General features: G+C 32.3%; 2 protein-coding genes. Both read left to right on the top strand.

From position 1 onward, the window contains the following. Positions 1–1821, top strand: a 1821-nt coding sequence (locus F0000_RS28015; RefSeq protein ID WP_188112309.1) for a TonB-dependent siderophore receptor, incomplete at its 5' end; no start/stop codon positions are given. A gap of 511 nt (positions 1822–2332) precedes the next feature. After that, positions 2333–3216, top strand: an 884-nt coding sequence (locus F0000_RS26800) for a carboxypeptidase-like regulatory domain-containing protein (RefSeq protein ID WP_149627769.1), incomplete at its 3' end; no start/stop codon positions are given.

Below are 3216 nucleotides of genomic sequence, written 5' to 3'. Positions count from 1 at the left end.
TATAATTCTGGACATTTCTTTGACTTACTCTCTGTTTTTAATCCATATGTTACAGAAAGTGTAAAAGTATCTCGCAGCTTTGCAGCTTTACAATATGATAGCAGAGTTGGGGGAGTGATTGATATCATATCAAAAAATAGCATTCCCAGAGATATCGGTATCGGTATTGGTAGCAACCTCACACATGTGGATGTATATACAGAGGTGCCTCTGGGCAGAAAAACAGGCTTGATCCTTTCTGGTAGAAGATCGCATATTGATATCCTTAACACGCCAACCGAAGAAATGTATTCAAAAAGAGTATTTGGTAATCGATTTTCGGGTTTTACAGCAGAAGGGCTATTTGAAACAGATACAGCCATTACTGAAAATAACAATATACAATATCAGGATTATACAACAAAAATAATCACAGATTTAAGTGCTTCCAGTAAACTGACCATAAGTGGATTTTGGCATCAAGATGAATCAGACAATAAGTTTTATCTGGATTTTGATGATTCTATTCTACGCACTGATACTGATAAATTGGAGAACCAAAATATTGGATTAGGTATCAATTGGACAAAAAACTGGGGAGCAAATTTGTCAATAACCGCTTCCGGGTATTATACTGATGTAACACAAGAATATGTAAATTCAAGTTTTAGTAATAATGGTGTAGCCCTTGAACTTGGCACAAAATTAGAGCTGAAAGATCAATTAAGAGATTTTGGAACTTCGATACATCTGGATTGGCAACTGCATAAAAAACATACACTCACCTTAGGATATAATTTTTCTGAAACAACACTACAAAATAATTTTTATTCTTTTATTCCTTTTATCCCAGAAGATGAAAATGACTCCTCCAGTGTTAAAAGTAAGAATATTATACACGCACCTTATCTCGAAGATCTTTTTAAAATATCTAATACCATATCTTTAAGCTTAGGAGGAAAGGCAAATTATTTTTCTGCATACAATCGATTTTATTTTGAACCCAGAATGGGTCTTACATTTCTTATCAATAAGAACATAACTACCAGTGTTTTTGCAGAACGAAAACATCAGGTCATCGATCAAATTTTTAGTGCTCCTCCTCAACTTTTTTTAGTAGATTTCAGGCTATGGAGATTAAGATCACCTGAACGCTTTGATCCTATTCTGAAAAGTGATCAGATTAGCACAAGTTTTTCCTGGAATCAGAAAAACTGGCTTATTGAGTTTGAAGGATATTATAAAAAAAAATATGGTATTGATGATGTATCAAATGCCGTTGGTGACAACAATATTATAGGTTTTGGAAGCTCTGATACTTTTGGTATTGACCTATTGATAAAAAAAAGGATTGGTCGTTACAATACGTGGTTATCATATTCTTATATCGATCAAACATTTCGTTTTGATGATTTTAAAGAAAAACAACCTTTTCCAGGTTCTCTGGATATTACTCATAATATTTCCTGGATTCATTCATATCTTTTAGGAAATTTTGAATTTTCATTAGGATGGAATATCAGAACTGGAAAACCCTACTCTCCTCTGGAAGAAATAACAGATCAAACTTCTAATGCCCCCAATCTTTTGATATTTGGAGATGTTAACAGCAAACGCCTGGATCCATATCATCGGATGGATTTCTCTGCTTCTTATAGGTTTACCCTTGCAAAGGATAGTAAATGGAGAGGAAAAGCCGCACTTTCTATTATTAATGTATATGACAAAAAAAATGTATTGGATAGAAGAGGTACTATTTCTGATCGAGACGGAGAAAAAGTTGAATTTGATGTAACATCATTAGGTTTTACACCAAATATATCTCTTAGGTTTGATTTCTGAGAAAAAGAATAAAAAAAAGTCGAGATGAGTTCATTTTTAAGTATTTGGATAAAACCCTTTGACAGGTAAAATTATTTTTTTTTAATAACTCCTCAGCGATGTATTCTTTGATACTGTTTCTAATTATGCTTTAGCAGGTTTGATAACTTTTTCCCCCTTGAATTACACCTTATAAATTCTATACGCTCATTTGAATTTCAAAAACAAGATGAAATTCAAGGGATTACTCAAAAATTAATCCCATTATTTTTTAGGGTTTTACCTTCTTAAACTGTTTAATGAGTAGTGAATTGTGTGAAAATTATATTCTTGAAACCAACTTTACAGAGCAAAAAAACTATAATTTTTAAAAGAAATATTTAATACCATAAGATTATTGATCAAATTACAGATGATAATTATTTGATATAACTGAAGCTTTATAGGTATGTTCTGTATTGAATTCTCACATATTTGGAGTCAAGACAAAGATTAACTGTACAAATGTCTTTTTTCAAAATAGGTACGTTCTATGAGGATTAATAAAGTTATCGGTATCTTGTTTATAATCATTTTTTGGAATTCTAAAATATGCGCGCAAGAAAAACCCATCGCAGCGTATCAGGATACATCTTTGGACACGGTTTTGAATTCTCTTGAAGATATCTACAAAGTTAAATTCTCGTTTAATACCAAAATAATAAAAGGTAAAAGTATAAAAATTGCAGGGGCATTAGCTCTACAAGAAATCTTGCAGAAAATACAAGCTCAGACGACACTATTTTTTGAAAAAATAAACAACAGATATTACATCATACGAGAAAATACAGAAAACGCAACCCACATATGCGGACAATTAATTAATAGTGAAACAGGTGAGCCATTAAAAGGTGCAAGCATAAAAAAAAGGTCAAATGGATCTATCACAGTTAGTGATGATCAAGGATATTTTTATTTGCCACTCAAAAACAAGGAAGAAGATAGCATCACTATTAGTTTTTTGGGATATTATACTATAGAACAATCTATTAGTGAATTATCCGCTGAGCAATGCAAAAAAATGTATCTAAATCAGCAGAATCAGGAGTTGGAAGAAGTCGTAATTCAGGAATATATAACAAAAGGCTTTTCTAAAGAAAGATCAAGTGGCGCAGTTTTATTTAACCCTAGTAAACTAAGCTTGCTACCTCGTTTGATAGAACCAGATATCCTAAAATCAGTACAGTTTCTCCCTGGAATAGAAAGCACGACAGAAAAGGCCTCTGAGCTTTTTATACGTGGTAGTAATTCTGATCAAAACCTTGTCCTCTGGGATGGAATCAAAGTATATAATTCTGGACATTTCTTTGACTTACTCTCTGTTTTTAATCCATATGTTACAGAAAGTGTAAAAGTATCTCGCAGCTTTGCAGCTTT

Origin of the sequence: Aquimarina sp. RZ0 (genome assembly GCF_008370685.1) — a bacterium.
Lineage (GTDB): Bacteria > Bacteroidota > Bacteroidia > Flavobacteriales > Flavobacteriaceae > Aquimarina.
Note: the sequence above shows the minus strand (reverse complement) of the source record. Positions and strands in the feature narration are given on the sequence as shown.